At 70.3% G+C, this 16,950-nt stretch carries 18 protein-coding genes; 9 read left to right on the top strand and 9 right to left on the bottom strand.

The window, feature by feature from the left end:
• Positions 1 to 106: 106 nt before the first annotated feature.
• Entirely contained in the window at positions 107 to 457 is a 351-nt protein-coding gene (locus ASF80_RS16310; RefSeq protein WP_056313031.1) for a hypothetical protein, read from the top strand.
• Between the two features lie 49 nt (positions 458 to 506).
• Positions 507 to 1,463 (top strand): EamA family transporter, encoded by a 957-nt coding sequence (locus ASF80_RS16305; RefSeq protein WP_056313029.1) that lies wholly within the window; start codon positions 507 to 509, stop codon positions 1,461 to 1,463.
• Positions 1,464 to 1,476: 13 nt separating this feature from the next.
• On the opposite strand, the gene ASF80_RS16300 is transcribed toward ASF80_RS16305, so the two are convergent.
• Both ASF80_RS16300 and ASF80_RS16295 read right to left on the bottom strand, forming a co-directional pair.
• Positions 1,477 to 2,238: a YidC/Oxa1 family membrane protein insertase gene (locus ASF80_RS16300; RefSeq protein ID WP_056313026.1), complete on the bottom strand. Its 762-nt coding sequence runs from the start codon at positions 2,236 to 2,238 to the stop codon at positions 1,477 to 1,479.
• 62 nt (positions 2,239 to 2,300) lie between these two features.
• Entirely contained in the window at positions 2,301 to 2,573 is a 273-nt protein-coding gene (locus tag ASF80_RS16295) for a DUF6412 domain-containing protein (protein WP_056313024.1), read from the bottom strand.
• Between the two features lie 98 nt (positions 2,574 to 2,671).
• Here ASF80_RS16295 and ASF80_RS16290 point away from each other — a divergent pair, with 98 nt between their 5' ends.
• From ASF80_RS16290 to ASF80_RS16280, 3 genes are read left to right on the top strand one after another with little or no spacing between them, the layout of a single operon-like run.
• A complete protein-coding gene (locus ASF80_RS16290) occupies positions 2,672 to 3,718 on the top strand; it encodes an NAD(P)H-dependent flavin oxidoreductase (RefSeq protein ID WP_056313022.1) in 1,047 nt (348 codons plus the stop codon).
• 50 nt (positions 3,719 to 3,768) lie between these two features.
• On the top strand, positions 3,769 to 4,026 hold the full coding sequence (locus ASF80_RS16285; protein WP_056313020.1) for a type II toxin-antitoxin system Phd/YefM family antitoxin: 258 nt from the start codon (positions 3,769 to 3,771) through the stop codon (positions 4,024 to 4,026).
• On the top strand, positions 4,023 to 4,415 hold the full coding sequence (locus ASF80_RS16280; protein ID WP_056313018.1) for a type II toxin-antitoxin system VapC family toxin: 393 nt from the start codon (positions 4,023 to 4,025) through the stop codon (positions 4,413 to 4,415). The genes ASF80_RS16285 and ASF80_RS16280 overlap by 4 nt, the downstream gene beginning before the upstream one ends.
• A 40-nt stretch (positions 4,416 to 4,455) precedes the next feature.
• Here the strand turns inward: ASF80_RS16280 and purU are convergent, their stop codons facing one another.
• Complete coding sequence (gene purU, locus ASF80_RS16275; RefSeq protein WP_056313016.1) at positions 4,456 to 5,307, bottom strand: formyltetrahydrofolate deformylase; 852 nt, start codon at positions 5,305 to 5,307, stop codon at positions 4,456 to 4,458.
• 85 nt (positions 5,308 to 5,392) lie between these two features.
• Between purU and ASF80_RS16270 the strand changes: the two genes are divergently transcribed.
• Together ASF80_RS16270 and ASF80_RS16265 are read left to right on the top strand one after the other, a co-directional pair.
• A complete protein-coding gene (locus tag ASF80_RS16270) occupies positions 5,393 to 6,607 on the top strand; it encodes a cation:proton antiporter (RefSeq protein WP_056313668.1) in 1,215 nt (404 codons plus the stop codon).
• A complete protein-coding gene (locus ASF80_RS16265; protein ID WP_056313014.1) occupies positions 6,604 to 7,062 on the top strand; it encodes a hypothetical protein in 459 nt (152 codons plus the stop codon). The genes ASF80_RS16270 and ASF80_RS16265 overlap by 4 nt, the downstream gene beginning before the upstream one ends.
• Before the next feature lie 27 nt (positions 7,063 to 7,089).
• On the opposite strand, the gene ASF80_RS16260 is transcribed toward ASF80_RS16265, so the two are convergent.
• From ASF80_RS16260 to ASF80_RS16235, 6 genes are all read right to left on the bottom strand, one after another.
• Positions 7,090 to 7,812: a glutamine amidotransferase-related protein gene (locus tag ASF80_RS16260; RefSeq protein ID WP_056313012.1), complete on the bottom strand. Its 723-nt coding sequence runs from the start codon at positions 7,810 to 7,812 to the stop codon at positions 7,090 to 7,092.
• 88 nt (positions 7,813 to 7,900) lie between these two features.
• Positions 7,901 to 8,641: a LysR substrate-binding domain-containing protein gene (locus ASF80_RS16255; RefSeq protein WP_056313666.1), complete on the bottom strand. Its 741-nt coding sequence runs from the start codon at positions 8,639 to 8,641 to the stop codon at positions 7,901 to 7,903.
• Between the two features lie 81 nt (positions 8,642 to 8,722).
• Positions 8,723 to 9,130, bottom strand: coding sequence for a DapH/DapD/GlmU-related protein (locus tag ASF80_RS16250; protein ID WP_056313010.1), 408 nt, complete (start codon positions 9,128 to 9,130; stop codon positions 8,723 to 8,725).
• Between the two features lie 104 nt (positions 9,131 to 9,234).
• Complete coding sequence (locus ASF80_RS16245; protein ID WP_056313007.1) at positions 9,235 to 10,008, bottom strand: DNA-formamidopyrimidine glycosylase family protein; 774 nt, start codon at positions 10,006 to 10,008, stop codon at positions 9,235 to 9,237.
• Positions 10,008 to 10,889, bottom strand: coding sequence for an EI24 domain-containing protein (locus ASF80_RS19530; protein ID WP_268776038.1), 882 nt, complete (start codon positions 10,887 to 10,889; stop codon positions 10,008 to 10,010). Before ASF80_RS19530 ends, ASF80_RS16245 begins: the two co-directional genes overlap by 1 nt.
• Before the next feature lie 34 nt (positions 10,890 to 10,923).
• Entirely contained in the window at positions 10,924 to 15,546 is a 4,623-nt protein-coding gene (locus ASF80_RS16235; protein WP_056313005.1) for an ATP-dependent helicase, read from the bottom strand.
• Between the two features lie 69 nt (positions 15,547 to 15,615).
• Here ASF80_RS16235 and ASF80_RS16230 point away from each other — a divergent pair, with 69 nt between their 5' ends.
• Both ASF80_RS16230 and ASF80_RS16225 read left to right on the top strand, forming a co-directional pair.
• The gene (locus tag ASF80_RS16230; RefSeq protein WP_056313003.1) at positions 15,616 to 16,026 is read left to right on the top strand and encodes a DUF6157 family protein; all 411 of its coding nucleotides are present in this window, start codon (positions 15,616 to 15,618) and stop codon (positions 16,024 to 16,026) included.
• A gap of 154 nt (positions 16,027 to 16,180) precedes the next feature.
• Entirely contained in the window at positions 16,181 to 16,936 is a 756-nt protein-coding gene (locus ASF80_RS16225) for a DUF998 domain-containing protein (protein ID WP_157521105.1), read from the top strand.
• Positions 16,937 to 16,950: the final 14 nt, after the last annotated feature.

The raw sequence follows: 16,950 nt of genomic DNA, 5'->3' as shown, positions 1-16,950 counted from the left end.
CCCACGGACGAGCCGTGATCGCCATCCGACCGTCCGGTGGGAATCGTGTCATTTCTTCCCCTTATGATCGATGCGATGCACCTGGAACATGGGAGGAGAGGGCTGCATGGGCAAGTTCATCTACGAGGGCAGCGTGAAGACCGAGATCGAGGATCGCGCGCTCACCCACCTGCAGCTCGTCATCACGGCGAAGCTCCGCAGGGCTGAACCCTTCCCCTTCAGCTGGCGCGAGGACTCCAGTGTCGGCGGTGGCCGCACCACCGTGTGGGTGCAACCGGGCAGCTCGCTCGTCTTCAAGTACTTCGGCAGCCGGCAGCCGTCGATCAACAGGGCGTGGATCGAGGCGCTGGCCTTCACCGCCAACGCGCCCAGCGGTCTGTACCTCGTGCCCGAGCCGCAGGAGGCTTCCGGTTCCGCTCAGGCGGCCGATGACGTCCCGGCGGCGCCGCCCGTCTGATCAGCCTGTCCGTCTTCGGGCGCACCTGACCGGCCCGTAGGCTGGGTGGGTGCAGCAGTCCGCGTCGTCCCGTCCTCTCGTGGGCGTCGCTCTCGTCGTCTGCTCCTGCCTCTCGCTGCCGTTCGGTGCCGCCGTCGCAGCGCAGCTCTTCCCCGTGCTCGGCCCGTGGGGCGTGACGTCGCTGCGCGTGGCGATCGCCGCTCTGCTGCTGGTCGTCATCGTCCGGCCGCGCCCGATCCGCTGGAACCGGTCGCAGTGGATCGCCGCCGTGTTCTTCGGGCTGTCGCTCGCGGGCATGAACGGGTTCTTCTACGCCGCGATCGACCGCATCCCGCTCGGGCCCGCCGTCGCGATCGAGTTCCTCGGCCCTCTCGTGCTCGCCGCGGTGCTCACCCGGCGTCTCGCGGACGCCGCCTGGGTCGGCGTCGCTCTGCTCGGCATGGTGCTGCTGGGCGTCGACGGACTGATCGGCTCCGAGCCGCTGGATCCGCTCGGCCTCGTGTTCATCCTGATCGCGGCCGGCTTCTGGGCCATGTACATCAGGATGAGCGCCCGTGTGGGCGCGATCATCCCCGGAAGCAGCGGCCTCGCGGTGGGGCTCGTCGTGGCCGCCGTGCTGCTGATCCCGGTCGGTGTTCCCGCAGCCGTCACGGTCGCCGGCGACATGCAGCTGCTGCTGCTCGCCGCGATCACCGCCGTGCTGTCGTCGGTCATCCCCTACAGCTTCGAGCTCGCCGCACTCCGCCGTCTGCCGCAGCGCGTGTTCGGCGTGCTGCTGAGTCTCGAGCCCGCGTTCGCGACGCTCGCCGGCTGGCTGATCCTCGGACAGAGCGCGACCCCGCTGCGGATGCTCGCGATCGCCCTCGTCGTCGCGGCCAGTGTCGGCACCACGCTCGGTGTGCGTCGACAGCGACGCCGAGCGGATGCCGAGTCCGACCGCCGCGACGGGGCGGACCCCGACGACGAGACCGGGCCGTTCACCGCGCCGATCCCGCTGCCGGAGTGACCACGGTCGCGCGTCAGGCGGCGACCACCGCAGGTACGGGAAGAGGATAGCGGCGGCGCAGCAGCGTGCGCTGCACGAGGGTCCACACGACCGTGACCGTGAGGTAGAGCGCCGCGGCGAGCGGCACGAACACCGCGAACACCGCCGTCAGGTAATGCAGCGCGCTGGTGACGCGCAGCATGGTCGGGGAGTTCAGTGGAGAGTCGCCCTCGATCGGCGCCGGTGTGAAGACGCGACGCGTGATGTCGGCGACGACGAGCATGATGACGATCAGCACGCCGAACACCAGCAGGGTCGACGGTGATGCGGTGCCGCCGAACACCGACGAGACGAGGCTCGTGCCCAGGGGAGCGCCGAACAGATCATGCGTCAACAGGTCGTTGGGGTGCCCGGCGATCTCGGGGCGGATGAAGAGCGTGTACAGCAGGCCCACCACCGGCGCCTGCGCGAGCACCGGCAGCATGCCGGCGAAAGGAGACGTGTTCTCGGAGCGGTAGAGCTCGAGCATCTCCTTCTGCAGCCGCTCGGGGTTCTTCTTGTGGCGTCGTTGCAGCTCGCGCAATCGAGGCGCGAGTCGCGCTCTCGTCTGCTCGGCCTTGGCCTGCGAGAACCCCACGGGGATCAGCAGGGCGCGCACGAGGAGCGTGACGAGCACCACGGCGAGGGCGGCGGAGGATGCACCCGCAAGGGGTTCGAGGAAGGAGGCGAGTCCCGCGAGAGCGCCGTAGGCGGCATCGAGGAGGGCGGTCAGGGGAGGGAAGGCGAAGATGTCCATGGTTGTCCGTTCGTGTGTCGGGAAGGGTCGGCGAAAGCCGCGCAGTCCCGTACGAGGACGGGCTACGCGGGAACGGCGACTCCCGGCGCACGAGGGCGCGGGTGACCGGCGGCATCAGGATCGCTCTGGGCGAGCAGCGTCGAGACGTCGATCGCCCGCAGCGGATGCGGAGCAGTGCTCGGCGAGAGCGGTGCGACGCTGAGCGCGACGACGATGGTGAGCGTCGTCAGGGCGATCAACGCGATCGCGAGACCGAGGGTGGCGGCATCCGGCACCGTGACGACCCCGAGCGCGGACGCGACGAAGGCGAGCATCTGCCCGAACCACTCGCTCATGCGCGCCTCCTTCACAGCGAGCGTAACACCGGGATCTGGGAGCAGGATCGACTGTTGGCGCCTGCCCTCGAGCATCCCGGCGGCGCTAGCCTCGAAGCATGACTGACGTGCGTGAGCTGCTCGGCATCGAGCATCCGATCTTCCTCGGCCCGTTCGGCGGATTGTCCTCGGTCGCCCTGACCGCGGCGGTCAGCGAGTCCGGAGGGCTCGGCGGCTACGGTCTCTACGGCTACGACGGCGACCGCATCCGCTCGACCGTGACCGCTCTGCGCGAGGCGACGTCTCGTCCGTTCGCCGTCAACATCTGGCTGCCCACCGGCGATGAGGTCGCACCCAACCCGCAGCACACCGTGTTCGCTCAGGCGCTCGAGCCCTTCTACGAGGCGGTGGGCGTCGAGGTCCCGAGCCGGCCGGAGCGCTATCTGCCCCCGCTCGACGAGCAGCTCGACGCCATCTGGGAGTCGGCTCCGCCTGTGCTCAGCACCGTGTTCGGTGTGCCCTCGGTCGAGATCGTCGATGAGGCGCATCGCCGGGGCATCCGGGTCGTGGGAGCCGCCACGACCGTCGCCGAAGCCACAGCCCTCGCCGAGGTCGGGGTCGACGCCATCGTCGCGACCGGGTCGGAGGCGGGAGGCCACCGGGTGTCGTTCCTGCGCCCGCCCGAGGAATCGCTCGTAGGGACGTTCGCTCTCATTCCGCAGGTCGTCGACGCGGTCGACGTGCCCGTGATCGCGGCCGGTGGGATCGCCGACAGGCGCGGTGTCGCGGCGGCTTTCGCGCTCGGAGCCTCGGGGGTGCAGGTCGGGACCGCTTTCCTCGCGACGGCGGAGTCCGCCGCGAACGACGCTCACCGGGACGCGATCCGATCCACCGCCGCCGACGGCACCGTGCTCACCCGCGCCATGAGCGGACGTCTCGCCCGCGGTGCCCGCAACAGGGTCGTGCGCGCCATCGAGGCCGGCGGCATGATCGCCCCGTTCCCGATGCAGAACTGGCTCACCGGGCAGTTCCGCACGGCGGCAGGTCAGCAGAACCTCGGCGAGCTGCAGTCGCTGTGGATGGGCCAGGGGGCGCCGCTCGCCGACTATCCGACGGCGGCCGAGGCGTTCGCCGAGATGCTCGAGGGAGTGCCCGAGGGCCCCTGAGCCGGGTCCTGACAATTGAACCTGGCTAGGAACCTGGCTAGAATGGCCTCATGTCAACGCACAACGTGCTGGAGGCCCGGAACAGCCTCTCCCGACTGATCGCCGAATCGCAGGCCGGGGCGGACGTCGTCATCACCAAGCGGGGAACGCCCGTGGCCAGAATCGTTCCTGTCGGTCCGGTCGACGTGGTGCGAAGCGGACGGCTTCTCGTCGAATGGATCGAAGAGAACCCCCTTCCGGAGCGACTCAGCCGTGCAGCGCCCGAGCTCGATGCTCAGATCGATGACAGCCGGGACTCCTGGGAATGATCTATCTCGACTCGTGCATACTCATCTATGCTCTCGAGGACTTCGGCCCACGCGGCGACGCGGTGCGAAAGGCGCTCACCGCGGTCGACTCGCCGGTGGGATCCAGCCCGCTCGCCCTGCAGGAATGTCTCGTCGGACCTCTGCGCGAACGCAACCTCGAGGTGCGGGACCGCTACCTGGCGCTGTTCGACCGGATCGAGGTCGTCGATCTCGATGTGGCCGTGTTCGTCCGGGCCGCTGAGCTGTGCGCCGACTTCAGGCTCAAGACGCCCGATGCGGTGCATCTCGCCGCCGCTCAGCTCTCCGAGTGCACGGAACTCTGGACGAACGACAAGCGACTGGCGACCGCTTCGCGCGGGCTCGCTGTCGACGTGATCGGCTCGGTGTGACGCAGCGCGGCAGCGCCGCAGCGACGCGTGCTCCGGCTCGCTAGAGGATCACCGTCGAGCGCCCGTGCACGATCACGCGGTCCTCGGCATGCCACTGCACGGCGCGCGCGAGCACCAGGCGCTCGACGTCTGCGCCGCGGCTCTGCAGGTCGGCGGCCGACTCGGAGTGCGTGACTCGGGTCACGTCCTGCTCGATGATCGGTCCCTCGTCGAGGTCGGCGGTCGCGTAGTGCGCGGTCGCCCCGATCAGCTTGACGCCGCGGTCTTTCGCACGGGCGTAGGGGTTCGCGCCGATGAATGCGGGCAGGAACGAGTGGTGGATGTTGATGACCGGTGCGCCGAGGCCCTCGATGAAGCCGTCGGTGAGGATCTGCATGTAGCGTGCGAGCACCACGAGATCGACGTTGCCGCGCAGCAGATCGAGCTGACGCTGCTCCATCGTCTCCTTGTCGCCCGAGGGGATGTGCACGAAAGGCACGCCGAACGAACGCACCGACTCCGCGAGATCGGGGTGGTTGGACACGACCATGGTGATGTCGATGTCGAGCTGGCCGCGCTGCGTGCGCCACAGGAGCTCCATCAGGCAGTGGTCGTACTTCGACACGAAGATCGCGACGCGCTTGCGCCGGGCGGTGTCGTGCAGGGACCACTCCATGCCGAACCGCTCGCCGACCTGTGCGAGGTCGGCCTCGAGAGCGACGCGGGCGGCCGACAGGCCGGGCAGGTGGATCACGGTGCGCTGGAAGAACCGGCCACCCTCGGAGTCGGTCGAATGCTGGTCGAGCGAGATGATGTTCGCGCCGTGCGCTGCGAGCACTCCGGCGACCGCGGCGACGATGCCGGGCTGGTCGTCGCAGGCGATGAGCAGGCGGGCGGTGTCGGGCTGAGACATGGGGGCTCCTCGGGGGTGTGCATCGATTCTGCCGTGCATGCGACCCCGGGGCGAATCGCGAGCGCACTCTCGCTACTCTGAGACTGTGAACGCGGGCGATCTCGGACTGGTGCTGATCCCGCTGCTCGCTGTGGCAGCGCCGCTGCTCGCGCGCGGCATACGTCCCGTCATCCGCGTGCCGATCATCGTCTTCGAACTCGTCCTCGGGATCCTCGTGGGCCCGGCCGTGCTCGGCTGGGTCGAGCCGACGGAGATCCTCGAGAAGCTCAGCGACTTCGGTCTGGCGCTGCTGTTCTTCGTGGCAGGGTCGGAGATCGACTTCCGGGCGGTGGCAGGCAGGCCGCTGGCGCGCGCCTCGATCGGGTGGGTCATCAGCGTGGTGCTGGGCCTCGTCATCGGGTTCGCGCTCGCTCCGGGCGAGGGGATGGTCGTGATCGCGATCGCCCTCAGCTCCACGGCGCTCGGCACCCTGATGCCGATCCTGCGCGACGCGAAGGAGACGGACACCCCGTTCGGTCGCGCGGTCACGGTGATCGGTGCGACCGGCGAGTTCCTGCCGCTGATCGCGATCTCGCTCTTCCTCAGCACGCGCACCACCCCTCTCGCCACGGCGGTGCTGCTCGCCTTCGTGGTTCTCGCGGGTCTCGCGGTGTTCATGGCGCATCGGGTGTCGCACGGACGCCTGCACGCGTTCGTGCGCGCGACGCTGCACACCTCCGACCAGTTCGGTGTGAGGTTCGTGCTGCTGCTGGTCGCCGCCCTCGTCGGCCTCAGTGTCATGCTCGATCTCGACATGCTCCTCGGTGCCTTCGTCGCCGGTGCGATCTGGCGGATCATCATGGCCAGGGCGCCGAAGAAGGATGCCGAGGCGATGGAGACCAAGATCGAGGCGATCGCCTTCGGCTTCCTGGTGCCGATCTTCTTCCTCTACACCGGCGTGAACTTCGACCTCGAAGCACTCGTGACCTCGTCGTCGGCGATGCTGATGCTGCCCCTCTTCGTCGTCGCGCTGCTCGTGCTCCGTGGATCGACGGCGCAGCTCTCCGCGCCACCGCGCGCGACCCTGAAGGATCGCACCGCACTCGGACTGCTGGCAGCCACCGGCCTGCCGATCATCGTCGCGGTGACGGCGATCGGTGTGGACCACGACATGATCGACACCGGCACCGCTGCAGCCCTCGTCGGGGCGGGGATGCTGTCGGTGCTCCTGTTCCCGCTGATCGGCATGGTGATCCGCGGCGACGCGGCGCGGCTCGTCGACCCGAAGCTGGTGCGAGAGACACCCCAGGGGGAGCTGTGACGACGGCATCCGCACTGCTCACACAGGCCGTGACCGACCTGGCAGGCCTGCCGAAGGAAGGGCTCGGCGAGGAGCGGGACTCGCGCTGGCGCGGTCAGCGGATCGTCCGCGTCGGGGAGGCCTGGCACCTCGGTGTGCTGCTGCTCACCGAGACCCATGCGCTCGCGACGGCCGAGGTGCTGCGCGCCGCCGACCCCGGTCGGCGCGGGTACACGGCGGAGTCCGCACGCGAGCGCGCCGCGCGGCGGGCACTCGCGCTGCGCGGAGGCTTCGGTGAGGGCGAGGTCGCGCACATCGGGTGGACGGTGATCGACGTGGATGCCGTCGACGCGGGCGGCGAATCCGGGCCCCTGAAGCTGATCGAGGGCGTGCCGTCGGTGCACTGGAGCACCGCAGGCGGATGGATGCCGTTGGAGGCATACCTGCGCGAGCGGGTGGAGTTGCTGCGCGGCTAGGCCGCGTCCAGGTCGTGAGGCGCCGGGCTAGGCCGTGGCGAACGTCTGCGCGAACCGGCGCAGGAGCGCTGCGCCCTCGGTGACGGATGCCGAGAGCACCTGCCCCTGCACGAGGTCGAACTCGTCGGGGTCGAAGTAGCCGGTGGTGCGGTAGAACGTCATGCGGTCGGCGAAGTCGCGCGGCGTGGGTTCGGGGTGGAACTGCGCCGTGTAGAGGTGTGTCCCCACGCGGTACGCCTGCACGGGGCAGGTGGCGTTCGTGGCGAGCAGCACGGCACCCTCGGGTACGGCGGCAGCGCTCTCCTTGTGTGCCGTGAAGACGGTGAGCGCGGGGGAGCTCGGCCCGAAGACCGGATCGGCGGCGCCCGCAGCGGTCGTCGAGATCACGGTGGCGCTCGCGGACTCGGGGGTTTCGGAGGTGACCTCACCGCCGAGCATCCGCGTCACGACGCCGATGCTGAAGCAGGTGAAGAACGCCGCGATCTCGCCGGCGATCGACCGGCGGGCGATCTGCTCGAGGTCGGCCTCGACCCGCAGCTGCACCGGGGACTTGTGCTCGTCGCTCACGTTGAAGGGCGAGCCGCCGACCACGACGCCGCTGTAGCGCGCGAGGCGTGCAGGATCGAGGCGCTCGGTGAGCAGATCGAGGCGGTCGACGACGTCGACGCCGAGCGCCCGTCGGAACGAGGCGTGCTCGGCATCCGCCGCCCCGAGTTCGGGGCGCACACAGACATAGAGAAGCGAGACCACCACGAGAGTCTAACGACGACGCGACGGGGTCGATGTCGACGGCGTCACGGAGCCGTCACGGTGTCGTGCCGGTGTCGACCCCGCATCGTCACCGAGAAGAGTTCGTGGTGCGGCCGCGGACGATCCCGATGAAGGCCTCGACGTCGGGGGTCGTGTGCTCGCGACGCCAGGCGAGTGCCACGGTCGACACGGGCCCGTCGACGAGCGGGCGTTGACCCACATCCTTGCGATGATGCAGCCGGGCCAGCGACATCGGGACGATCACGACGCCCGTGCCGGCTGCCGCGGTCACGATGGCGTCGGCCACCGGAAGAGGTGCGAAGGTCGGTGCGACGGCGCCGGGGATGTCGAGAGGACCGAGCGGATCGTCGATCGGGGTCATCACGATCTCGCCGGCGAGATCCGCGATGGTCAGCTCGTCAGCTGCGAGCAGGTGCGACTCGATGGACGCCACGACGACGGGCACCTCGTCGTACAGGGTGATCAGGTGCAGCGAGTCGTCCTCGAGAGGCAGACGCACGATCGCGGCGTCGAGGTCACGGATGGCCTCGGACTGGGTTGCGACCTCGATCGGCTCGAGCTCGAGCGGGACGTGCGGCATCCGGCGCTTCCACGCGTCGATCCACTTGCCCGGCGTGGCCCCCGGCACGACGCCGAGACGGAACGTGCGGGGCTCCTCGGGTGCGGCCTCGGGGGCATCGAAGACCACCTTGGCGGTCTTCTTCGGCGGCTTGGGAGGCGGGAACCGCTGCGCCGGTGCTGCCCTGTTGCGGCGCACGGGCGAACCCTTGCCGGCGCGTCCAGCCGGTCGTCGTCCCTGAGTCGCCATGTTCACCAGGGTACCCGCCGGATGCGGCGCGCCAGATGTCGGCGTCACGGCGGGCATGGGTGGTCGGCGACGCCGGCGGGGTCAGGCTGCGAGCCAGAGCCCCTTCTGGTTGGTGGCGACGGTCAGGCCGGCCGCCACCGTCTCGTCGTCGCCGATGCGCGCGCCGCGGACGATGCGTGCTCCGGCTCCGACCTCGGTGCGGACGCCGATGTGCGCGCCGTCACCGACGGCGGCACCCTGCCCGATGTGTGCGTGCGCGTCGACGTGCGCACCCTCGCCGATCACGGCATCCGGTTCGATCCAGGCGCCGCGGGCGATGGTCGCCCCTGCGCCGATGCGCGCGCCGGGTTCGATGTACGCGCCCGCTTCGATGTGCGCCTTCGGATGGACCTTCGCGCCATGCGCGACGAGACCGCGGCCGTTCGCGTGCTTGCGGTACCGCAGCGTCGCGCCCTGGTCGTTCTCGATGTCGACGTAGTTCTTGCCCACGATTCCTCCCCGTGTTCCGGAGTTCTCCGGATATATCAATAACCACAGGACCCCCGGATTCATTCCCGAGCATGGATGCGGGTCTTCCCGAGCATGGATTCGGGTCAGCGCTGGCACACAGGGCACCAGAAAGTGATGCGTTCGCGGGTCGGATCCGCGCCCTGCTCACCGCGGCGGATGACGGTTCCGCACCGCCTGCAGGGGCGCCCGGCACGGCCGTAGACCCACGTCCCCTGGCCGGGGCGGTCGACCCCTGTGAAGGTGCGATGCCGGCGGTCCCGATTGGTGCGGATCGTGCGCACGCCGAGGTCGAGGAGGGCCGCGACGTCTACCTCTGGGGTGGGCGTCGTCGGCAGGATTCCGCGGAGGAACAGGAGCTCCGCCGCGTATTCGTTGCCGAAGCCGGCCACGTTCCGCTGATCGAGCAGGGCGACGTGGATGCTGCGCTCGTCACCGCCCAGGCGTCGCGCCGCCTCGGCAGCATCCCAGTCCGGACCGAGCGGGTCAGGACCCAGATATCCGACGAGGTCGTCTTCGTCGCGGGTCGGTACGACCTCGATCTCGGCGAGGTCGATGCCCACGGCCTCGCGCTCGGCTGTTCCGACGATCGCCCGCACCTTGAACGCCGGATGCCGCCACTTCTCGCCTGCGCGGTAGACGAGCCACGCGCCGTCCATGCGCAGATGGGAATGCAGGGTGCTGTCGCCGATGCGCAGCAGCAGGTGCTTGCCCCGCGCGATCGACGAGACGATCGGCTGCCCGGTCAGATCGAGAGTCGCGAAGCGGGGGACGCGCAGGTCGAAGCGGCTGACCTCGCCGCCGACCAGGGCCTCGTCGAGACGTCTGGCCGCGCGGAAGACGGTGTCGCCCTCGGGCATCAGACGCGTCCTGGCCCAGGAGGCGGCGGAGCCGCCTGCGGCGGGAGAAGCGGTGCGGGGGGTGTGACGGATGCGGGAGGCGGGGGGAGCGGCGCCGAACGGGAGCCCGGCGCGGGAGGCGGGGGAGTCGTGTATCCGACCGCCTGCAGGGGCGTGCGCTGCAGCATGGTGCGGGCGAGCGTCGTCGCTCCGGCCACGGCGGCCGGCATGACCGCCACCGCGCCGCCGGGGATCAGGAAGCACAGCTGCGTCGCGACGCCGAACCCGAGCACCCGCGCCCTGCTGCCGCGGAACAGCGTCGCGCGGTCGGCAGGGGTGAGGTCGCGCGCGTCGAAGGCGCGGCTCGTGAGCTCGCGCGCCAGCATCCGCCCGGAGAGCACGACGCCCGTCACCGCCGCGAGGAATCCGCCGACGAGGGGGACGAGCCCGAGGAGCAGCACGAAGAGCGCGATCAGGATGCCGAGGACCACCAGCCGTAGGCCTTCGCCCACCGCCATCCAGAAGCCGCCGCCGTCCGTGGCGGGGGCGTCGCCGAGATCCGTCTCGACGGCTCGCCAGATGCGCTGATAGAACGGGTCGCCGATCGCCAGGGCGAGGGCACTGAACACGGCGCTCGTGAGCGCGAGCGCCGCGACGAAGACGACGATGCCGACGGCCGCCCGGAGTGCGGAGCGCCAGGCGGGGATCCACCCGTCGGCGAACGGTGTCAGTGCGTCGGCGATCGTGGGGAGCGAGAAGGCGAGAGGCACGAGCGCCGTGAGCAGCACGGCACCGGCGATGACGCCGGGTACGAGGCCCAGTGCCATGAGGCCCGGACGGCGACGCCAGGTGCCGAAGCCGCGCAGCAGAGTGCGGATGCCGTCGAAGAACTCCCGGATCATGCGTCCAGCCTAGGAGCAGCGGTCACGGGCACCGTCAGATCGCCTTGCGGAGCGTGTAGCCGCGCGGGGTCGCGACGAACCCGGCCTCCTGCAGCGCCAGCGCGAGATCGGTGCCGTAGACGCCCTCGCCGTTGACCTTCTCGACCGTGAGGGTGTCGAGGCGTCGTGCACGGGCGGTCGCGGCCAGGTCCGTCGCCGCGGCGCGAAGCACCTCGGTGTCGTCGGTGAAGCACAGCACCGTGCGTCCGCCGCGTTCGAGATAGAGCACGAGGGATCCGTCGACGAGTACGACCAGGCCGCCGGCCTTCCGCCCCGGACGGTGCGACACGTCGTCGCGCTTGGGCCATCCGAGCGCTGCGCCGTAGGGGTTGGCGGGGTCGGTCGCGGCGAGCGTGACGGCCTTGCGGGGCGGCGGGTCGGCGAGGCCCGCGAACGTGCGAAGTCGGTCGACGGTGGCGGATGCCGCGAACTGCGCCGCCCCGAGTCGTTCGATCACATAGCCGCGGCGGCAGTGCCCCGCCTCCTCGAAACCGGCGAGCACGCGGTAGGTCTGGGCGAAGCCGCCGGGCACGCCCTCGGCCTGCACGGCGCCACGCGTGACGACGCCGTAGCGGTCGAGGAGCAGACCGGCGGTGACGGTGGCTCGGCGAGCAGCATCCGTCTCGACGGAGGGGAGCAGCGACCAGCGTCCGCCGATCGAGGACGGGCGCGGTGCCGTTCGGGCGAGCGACATACCCCGGTAGGCGCGCGTGCGCGGGGCCCGCCGCGTGACCCGATGCGCCTGCGAGCCTCCCGCGAGCAGCGACCGGATCGGGGCGAACGTGTCGTTCGTCACGCGTCCTGCCCAGGTGAGCGCCCACAGCGCTTCGAGGACGGACTGCTCGTTCTCGGCAGCGACCATGTCTTTGAGCTGCGCCGCGAAGTAGGCGCCACCGGCCTCGAGCGCCGCGAGCACTCGCGCCTCGAGAGAGTCGGCGGCGATCTCGTCGTCGGGTTCGGGGAGGGTGAAGGGCGCGATATCGGCGGGGTGCAGCGACACCCAGCCGTCGCGACCGGGCAGCGTGCCGTGGCCCGACCAGATGACCTCTCCTGCGGCGGTCAGCTCATCGAGCAGCGCGGGGGAGTAATCGCGCACGCGTGACGGCAGGACCAGGGACTCCCAGGCGCTTGCGGGGATCGGGACACCGGCGAACTGCTCGATCACGGTGAGCACGCCGTCGAGCCCTTCCAAGGGGCGCCCCAGGTGCTGCCAGTCGGGGAGGAAACGCGCATACGCCTCGGGTGAGACGGGCTCGACGCTGCCGCGGATCGCGGCGAGCGACCGCATCCGCAGACGGCGCAGCACCTCGGTGTCGCACCATTCGGTCTCGTTGCCGGAGCCCGAAGCCTCGGGAAGGAAGTAGCCGCTGGTGAGGCGGCCCGAGTGCTCGAGTCGTTGCAGAGTGTGGCGCGCGACGGCGGCGCCGAGCCCGAAGCGCGCAGCGACGGCATCCGTCGTGAACGGGCCGTGCGTGCGGGCGTAGCGCGCGACCAGGTCGCCGAGCGGGTCGGCGAGAGGTTCGAGGAACGCGACCGGGATGCCGGTGGGCAGCGCCGCGCCGAGCGCATCGCGCAGACGGCCGGCGTCTTCGATCGCGGCGACCCTGGTGGTGCCGGCGACCGTGACCGGGATCGCGCGTCGTGCGGCGATCAGCGCGTCGAGATGCTCGGAACCCGAACCCGTCTCGGGGTCGAGACGTGCGTCGATCTCGGCTGCGTCCATGGGGCCGAGCATCCGCAGCAGGTCGGCGACGCCCTCGAGACCGCGTGCCCGGCGCTCGGGGTCGAGCCGTTGCGCCTCGCGCTCGAACTGGGCGATGACGTCGGGGTCGAGGAGCTCGCGCAGCTCGACCGTGCCGAGCAGCTCTCCGAGAAGCGCGGGGTCGACCGACAGCGCGGCGGCACGGCGCTCGGCGAGCGGCGAATCGCCCTCGTACATGAACGCGCCCACGTAGCCGAACAGCAGGTCGCGTGCATAGGGCGAGGGCTGCGACGGCTGGGTCTCGATCAGTCGGATGCGGCGGTCGGCGATGGACACCGCGAGCTTGCGGAGCGACGGGAGGTCGTAGACGTCCTGCAGCACCTCGCGGAGCGTCTCGAGGATCACCGGGAAGGTCGGATGCCGGCGGGCCACCTCGAGCAGCTGCGCCGAACGTTGGCGCTGCTGCCAGAGCGGTGTACGACGGTTGGGGTTCGTGCGCGGCATCAGCAGCGCGCGGGCGGCGCACTCGCGGAAGCGGGAGGCGAACAGCGCGGATCCGCCGACCTCCTGCGTGACCAGCTGTTCGAGCTCGTCGGGGTCGAACACGAACAGCTCGGCGCCGGGCGGCTCGGCCTCGGCATCCGGGATGCGGACGATGATGCCGTCGTCGCTCGCCACGGCCGACCCCTCGACTCCGAGGCGTTCGCGGATGCGCGCGTTGATCGCCAGCGCCCACGGGGCGTGCACCTTCATGCCGTATGGGGAATGCAGGATGACCCGCCAGTCGCCGACCTCGTCGTGGCCGCGCTCGACCGTGAGGGTGCGGTCGGTCGGCAGCGTGCCCGTCGCCTCGCGCTGCTCGGTCAGGTGCGCCATGAGGTTCATCCGCGCCTGCTCGTCGAGTCCTGCCTCGATCAGCCGCTGCGCCGCCTTCTCAGGCGTCGCCGCCGACACCTCGCGCGAGAACCTGCCGAGGGCTTCTCCGAGCTCGAACGGACGGCCGATTCCGTCGCCGTGCCAGAACGGCACTTTGCCCGGCTGCCCGTAGGCGGGGATGACGTTGACCCTGTCGTGCGTGATCTCGGCGATGCGCCAGCTCGTCGTGCCGAGGGTGAAGACGTCGCCGACCCGCGACTCGTAGACCATCTCCTCGTCGAGCTCGCCGACGCGGGCGCCGGTCGATTCGCCGGCCACGAACACCCCGAACAGTCCGCGATCGGGGATCGTGCCACCGCTCGTCACGGCGATGCGCTGTGCGCCGGGGCGTCCGGTGAGCGTGCCCGCATCTCTGTCCCACACGAGACGAGGGCGCAGCTCGGCGAACTCATCGGAGGGGAAGCGCCCCGCGAGCAGGTCGAGGGTCGCTTCGTACGCCGACCGGGGGAGGGACTGGAAGGGTGCGGAGCGCCGCACGGTCTCGAACCACTCCTCGACGCCGATCTCGCCGAGGGCGCTGGCCGCGACGGTCTGTTGGGCGAGGATGTCGAGCGGATTGCGAGGCACCTGGATCGCCTCGATCTTGCCCGCCAGCATCCGCTCGGTGACGATCGCGGTGTGCAGCACGTCGCCGCGGTGCTTGGGGAAGAGCGCCGCGCGGCTGATCTCGCCGACCTGGTGGCCCGCTCGTCCGACGCGCTGCAGTCCGGATGCCGCAGACGGCGGGGCCTCGACCTGGATCACCAGATCGACCGCACCCATGTCGATGCCGAGCTCGAGACTGCTCGTCGCGACGACGCAGCGCAGCACGCCGGATTTGAGTTCCTCCTCGACCAGGGCGCGCTGCTCCTTCGACACCGAGCCGTGGTGGGCCTTGGCGAGCACGGGGTCGGCACCGGCCGTGGCGCCGGCCTGGGCCATCATGGCCGCAGGCACCGAGGCCTCGGGAAGCGCGACGCCGATGCGCTCGGAGTAGATCTCGTTCAGTCGTCCGGTGAGACGCTCGGCGAGGCGGCGCGAGTTCGAGAACACGATGGTCGACTTGTTCTGGAGGATGCGATCGACGATCGCCTCCTCCACGTGCGGCCAGACGGACCCCGTGACCTCCGTGTACTCGGCGTCGGCGGCATCGCCGGCATCCTTCGGTGCGCCGGGAGGCGGCGGCGGGTTCGTCATGTCGTCCATCGGCACCACGACGCCGAGCTCGAACGTCTTCGATGCGGGCGGTGCGACGATCTCGACAGGGGCGGCACCGCCGAGGAAGCGTGCGACCTCATCGATCGGGCGGACCGTCGCCGACAGCCCGATGCGCTGTGCGGCGGCTTCGTGGCCGTGCGAGCGGCGCAGTGCGTCGAGTCGTTCGAGACTCACCGCGAGGTGGGCCCCTCGTTTGGTCGCGGCGACCGCGTGCACCTCGTCGATGATGACCGTGTGCACGTCACGCAGTGTCTCGCCCGCGCGGCTCGTGAGCATCAGGTAGAGCGACTCGGGGGTCGTGATGAGGATGTCGGGAGGATCGGCCACGAGCTTGCGGCGATCGCTCGAGGTCGTGTCTCCCGAGCGCACGCCGACCGTCACCGCCGGGGCCTCGACGCCGAGACGCCGCGCGGACTGCCCGATGCCGATGAGAGGCGACCGCAGGTTGCGCTCGACATCGACGCCGAGTGCCTTCAACGGCGAGATGTAGAGGATGCGGGTGCGGGAGCCGTCTTTCTCGCGGTCGGTCTTCCGATCCTTCTTCCCTGCGGGTTCGTTCTTCCCTGCGCGCTCGATGCTCGCCGTGCGCTCGCGGAAGACGCTGTCGATGGCCCAGAGGAACGCCGAGAGGGTCTTGCCCGACCCCGTGGGGGCGACGACGAGCGCGTGCTTGCCTGCCGAGATGGCGTTCCACGCACCGGCCTGGGCCGGCGTGGGTGCGGGAAAGGCACCCCGGAACCAGTCTTGCGTGGCAGGGGTGAAGCGGTCGAGCACGTCGCTCATCCCTCAATCATCACCCGAGCCACCGACATCGGCGTCGCCATTGTCGGAGGGCGAGGGCATGCTGTAGGCATGGCAGCGCACACCACCAACTACGTGAGCACCTTCATCGAGGTCGCAGAGGACTGCCCCGTCGATCACGCCGAAGAGCCGCCGACGGGCGAGAAGCCGACGATCGCGGCCCTCCACTATCGATTGATCGCCGAGCAGCCGTATACGCACACCTCCGACGACGTGATCTTCACGACCCACGCGCTGCGCAACGGACTCGATCCCGATGACGCGGCAGCCCGAGAGACGTTCTTCTCGAAGGGTCAGCCGTGCCTGCGCTCGTCACCGCTCGGCAAGCGCTACGGCTGGGGCATCGCCCACGACGGCGAAGGGCGGGTCGCACTCGTGCCTCGCGACTCCGAGGACTACGCACTGCTCGCCGCCGACCCCGCGATCGCGCACACTCGGGCGATGAGGAGCCGGCGCGCCTGAGTTCAGACCGCCGCGAGCGACGGTTGTCGCCGGACGCACGAGGAGACCGGCCGACGACCATGCCCTGAGGGGGTCATCCTCAAGTACGACACCGCCCGGAAGGGGGTATCCCAGGCCGACGCGGTGAGTGGGGGCGCGATTTTAGCGTCGCAGTATGTCCTCCACCGATACCTCCAGCCGCTCCGTCCCGTCCACTTTCGTCGTCACCCGAGCGGCCGCCGCGATCGTCGGCAGCGTACTCGTCGGAGTGGCCCTCGGGCTCATCTGGCTCGCCCGTCTGAGCACCGACAGGACTCTGTACGTGAGCGGCCTCGGAGCGGACGGGGAACCCACCGCCGGTGCATTCGAGATCGCGCTGATACTGCTCGCCGTCGGCGGGTTCGCCGTCGCATGGGCGGCTCGCGGACTCCGCTCGACCATCCCGGTGCTCAGCCTGTGGACGCCGGCCCTCTCCATCGCGATCGCCTCGTCGCTGTTCCTCCTCGCCTCCCAGGTGCCGTGCACCTCGGGGTGCCCGCTGCCGGTGGGAGACACCTTCACCTGGCAGGATCTCGTGCACACCACGGCCGCGGTGCTCGCGTTCGCGCTCGCCGCAGTGGCGATGCTCCAGGCGTCCTTCATCGACGGTCGCCCGGTGCTGCGCAGGCTGTCGCTCGGGGCAGGCATCTCCACGGCCGTGATCGCCGGGGCGGGCGGCATCCTCTCGCTGCTCCAGTTCCGCACCGACGTCGGAAGCATTCTCGAGCTCGTCGCCACGACGATCGGGATGGGCTGGCTCATGATCCTCGGATTCGCGACCGCGCATGCGGTCGGACTCGATGCCGCCGACATGTCGACACGCCCTCTCGCGGCGCAGACCGAGGCGATCGGCGCACACGTGGATGAGCGCTCGCTCGTCTCGATGCACTGATCCGGTGGGGTGCG

The organism is Microbacterium sp. Leaf159, assembly GCF_001423615.1.
GTDB lineage: Bacteria > Actinomycetota > Actinomycetes > Actinomycetales > Microbacteriaceae > Microbacterium.
Note: the sequence above shows the minus strand (reverse complement) of the source record. Positions and strands in the feature narration are given on the sequence as shown.

What these genes read in the sequence shown, in the direction of transcription:
- ASF80_RS16310 (WP_056313031.1), top strand. Translation starts at nt 107, where the DNA reads ATGGGCAAGTTCATCTACGAGGGCAGCGTGAAGACCGAGATCGAGGAT.
- ASF80_RS16300 (WP_056313026.1), bottom strand. Translation starts at nt 2,238, where the DNA reads ATGGACATCTTCGCCTTCCCTCCCCTGACCGCCCTCCTCGATGCCGCC.
- ASF80_RS16295 (WP_056313024.1), bottom strand. Translation starts at nt 2,573, where the DNA reads ATGAGCGAGTGGTTCGGGCAGATGCTCGCCTTCGTCGCGTCCGCGCTC.
- ASF80_RS16290 (WP_056313022.1), top strand. Translation starts at nt 2,672, where the DNA reads ATGACTGACGTGCGTGAGCTGCTCGGCATCGAGCATCCGATCTTCCTC.
- ASF80_RS16285 (WP_056313020.1), top strand. Translation starts at nt 3,769, where the DNA reads ATGTCAACGCACAACGTGCTGGAGGCCCGGAACAGCCTCTCCCGACTG.
- ASF80_RS16280 (WP_056313018.1), top strand. Translation starts at nt 4,023, where the DNA reads ATGATCTATCTCGACTCGTGCATACTCATCTATGCTCTCGAGGACTTC.
- purU (WP_056313016.1), bottom strand. Translation starts at nt 5,307, where the DNA reads ATGTCTCAGCCCGACACCGCCCGCCTGCTCATCGCCTGCGACGACCAG.
- ASF80_RS16255 (WP_056313666.1), bottom strand. Translation starts at nt 8,641, where the DNA reads ATGGCGACTCAGGGACGACGACCGGCTGGACGCGCCGGCAAGGGTTCG.
- ASF80_RS16245 (WP_056313007.1), bottom strand. Translation starts at nt 10,008, where the DNA reads ATGCCCGAGGGCGACACCGTCTTCCGCGCGGCCAGACGTCTCGACGAG.
- ASF80_RS19530 (WP_268776038.1), bottom strand. Translation starts at nt 10,889, where the DNA reads ATGATCCGGGAGTTCTTCGACGGCATCCGCACTCTGCTGCGCGGCTTC.
- ASF80_RS16235 (WP_056313005.1), bottom strand. Translation starts at nt 15,546, where the DNA reads ATGAGCGACGTGCTCGACCGCTTCACCCCTGCCACGCAAGACTGGTTC.
- ASF80_RS16230 (WP_056313003.1), top strand. Translation starts at nt 15,616, where the DNA reads ATGGCAGCGCACACCACCAACTACGTGAGCACCTTCATCGAGGTCGCA.
- ASF80_RS16225 (WP_157521105.1), top strand. Translation starts at nt 16,181, where the DNA reads ATGTCCTCCACCGATACCTCCAGCCGCTCCGTCCCGTCCACTTTCGTC.